Origin of the sequence: Thiomicrospira sp. (assembly GCF_036568485.1) — a bacterium.
Classification (GTDB): Bacteria; Pseudomonadota; Gammaproteobacteria; order Thiomicrospirales; family Thiomicrospiraceae; genus Thiomicrospira.
Genome location: NZ_DATCSL010000022.1, coordinates 1 through 2,136 on the forward strand (window position 1 = coordinate 1; position 2,136 = coordinate 2,136).

The window sequence follows — 2,136 nt, forward strand, 5'->3', positions numbered from 1 at the left end:
CTATCCCTTCCAACTTTCAATTCAACTCAATTTATCCATTTAACTTATCGCCTTATTTCAAAACCTTGTATGTTTTGCTGTGCTAGCATGTTGGCTTTCTAACTTTAAAGGAATAGTCCATGTCGAGCCGTGTTTACTGTACCGCCCAGTTTTTACCTAAACCTGGAAAAGAGTCAGAATTATTTCGAGTACTGCAATCTTTGGAACCTAATACACTACGCGAAGACGGTTGCATTCAGTATCGTGTCACCCGACATATTCAAAGCCCGTTTGCAGATGGTGAAAGTATGCCGATCGTGTTTCATGAAATTTGGCAAGACATGGCCTGTTTTGAAGCCCATTGTCAGCGCGCGGAGATTGTAGATTTTTTCCAAACTTATTGTGTTGCAGAAACTGGCCTAGCGGCTAAGTGGAATGTGTGTGTTTATAGCGATGAACCGCAAGATTACGATGCACCCAAATTGGCGATAAATTAAGTGATAACGCGAATTGAATGACAAGAGATCAAGATGATTTGAAAAGTGCGCAACGGCGTTGCGCACTCAATAATTTAGACTTAATAATTAAGGTCTAACGTAAATATAACCTTTACCTTGAAGGTAGGCCAACTCGGCCACACCGGCTGGCACGATGTCGGTTTCTTTTACATCTTTTAATGTACGCCAATCAACATTACGTGCTTTTAGCGTGTTGTTGCAAATTGAAAAATCCACACCTTGCGAACGTAGGTTTTCAATCGCAGACACAATTTCAGGCTTCGATGTTTCTAACGCCGACATACCACCTGCAAACACCACCACTTTCAAATCCATATTATCTGCGCCTACAGCGCGAACATGATTATTGATATTGCGCAAAATCTGAACCTGCATATCCACGTTACTCGTGTTTAGCTGATAGACAACCTTCTGGTTACCATAAGGTTCGTGTGTAATGTTCGGCTTAACATATTCTGCGTGGGCGCTAAATGCCATAATCCAAAGAGTGGCGATACCGGCTAATAATTTCTTCATGCTTGTAAACTCCAATTGTTATTTTTTAAGCGAGTTCATTCTATTCAACAAGACCCTAGTGCGCGCGCTGAATATTGTAATCGCCACATAGAACAGACTAATAACCCACCCAAATGCTAAGGACTAGCATCAATTATTTGTTGATTTATTGCCCCTTATAAAGGGAGTGTTAGAATGTGTATAAATTAGGCTATCTAACGAAACATTAAATACGAGTTAAGTCATGACACTGGATCACGCTTCCAATCAATATAAAGCCCTTGGCCATCCGGCGCGTTTGCGTATTGTTAACCTTCTGAGCCAGCAAGACTCTTTATGTGTGTGTGAACTCATGCGCGTGCTTGATTTTGGCCAAAGTTTTGTCTCACGCCATTTAGCCATTTTGCGTGACGCCGACTTGGTAGTGGCGGAAAAGAAGGGTACATGGGCGCATTATCGTTTGTTACCGGCCGCCGTGCCTTTATTATCATCGGTCGATTTAACTCAAATCAGTGAGCTTAAAGTCGACTTAACACGCTTAAAACAATCAGCTTGCCAAACCTGTTAATTAAAACTGGCCAAGGAATTCAATTATGCGCGTAGCCTTAATTAGTCTGACACTAAGCTTAATACCAGGCCTGGTACTTGGCCAAGCCAAAACGGCGGCGGAAATTATCGAAGCCTCACTCGATCTATGGCGTGGCGACACGTCCTATAGCGTAACCGAAATGACCATTCATCGACCCACTTGGCAGCGTGATATGCGTTTAGAGGGCTGGACGCGAGGCATGAAAGATTCGCTGATTCGGTTTGTTTATCCGCCGCGTGATGCTGACAACGCCACCCTTAAACTCGATAACGAAATGTGGATTTTCACCCCCAAACTTAACCGCGTCACCAAATTACCTGCCAGTATGATGACGCAATCTTGGATGGGTTCGGACTTTTCTTATAACGATTTAGCGCGTTCCGATCAAACCCTAGATAACTATACCCACACCTTAGTTGAAACACGCCAACAAGATGGCCATAAGGTTTATATCATCGAAGCCATTCCCAAACCCAATGCACCGGTGGTGTGGGGCAAAGAAGTCGCCAAAATTCGAGATGATTATGTGATTTTAGAAAATGTGTTTTACGATCA

The 2,136-nt window shown here is 43.0% G+C and carries 4 protein-coding genes; 3 read left to right on the forward strand and 1 reads right to left on the reverse strand.

Annotated features, from left to right (window positions below):
• Positions 1-119: 119 nt before the first annotated feature.
• The gene (locus VIM91_RS02325; RefSeq protein WP_331863213.1) at positions 120-476 is read left to right on the forward strand and encodes a putative quinol monooxygenase; all 357 of its coding nucleotides are present in this window, start codon (positions 120-122) and stop codon (positions 474-476) included.
• A gap of 87 nt (positions 477-563) precedes the next feature.
• On the opposite strand, the gene VIM91_RS02330 is transcribed toward VIM91_RS02325, so the two are convergent.
• Entirely contained in the window at positions 564-1,013 is a 450-nt protein-coding gene (locus VIM91_RS02330) for a DsrE family protein (RefSeq protein WP_331863214.1), read from the reverse strand.
• 223 nt (positions 1,014-1,236) lie between these two features.
• On the opposite strand from VIM91_RS02330, the gene VIM91_RS02335 reads away from it, so the two are divergent.
• Positions 1,237-1,560 (forward strand): metalloregulator ArsR/SmtB family transcription factor, encoded by a 324-nt coding sequence (locus tag VIM91_RS02335; RefSeq protein ID WP_331863215.1) that lies wholly within the window; start codon positions 1,237-1,239, stop codon positions 1,558-1,560.
• 25 nt (positions 1,561-1,585) lie between these two features.
• A partial coding sequence (locus VIM91_RS02340; protein WP_331863216.1) for an outer membrane lipoprotein-sorting protein occupies positions 1,586-2,136 on the forward strand: 551 nt, incomplete at its 3' end.

Bases quoted from the DNA above. Each gene is read 5' to 3' on its own strand.
- VIM91_RS02325 (WP_331863213.1), top strand. From the start codon at position 120: ATGTCGAGCCGTGTTTACTGTACCGCCCAGTTTTTACCTAAACCTGGA.
- VIM91_RS02330 (WP_331863214.1), bottom strand. From the start codon at position 1,013: ATGAAGAAATTATTAGCCGGTATCGCCACTCTTTGGATTATGGCATTT.
- VIM91_RS02335 (WP_331863215.1), top strand. From the start codon at position 1,237: ATGACACTGGATCACGCTTCCAATCAATATAAAGCCCTTGGCCATCCG.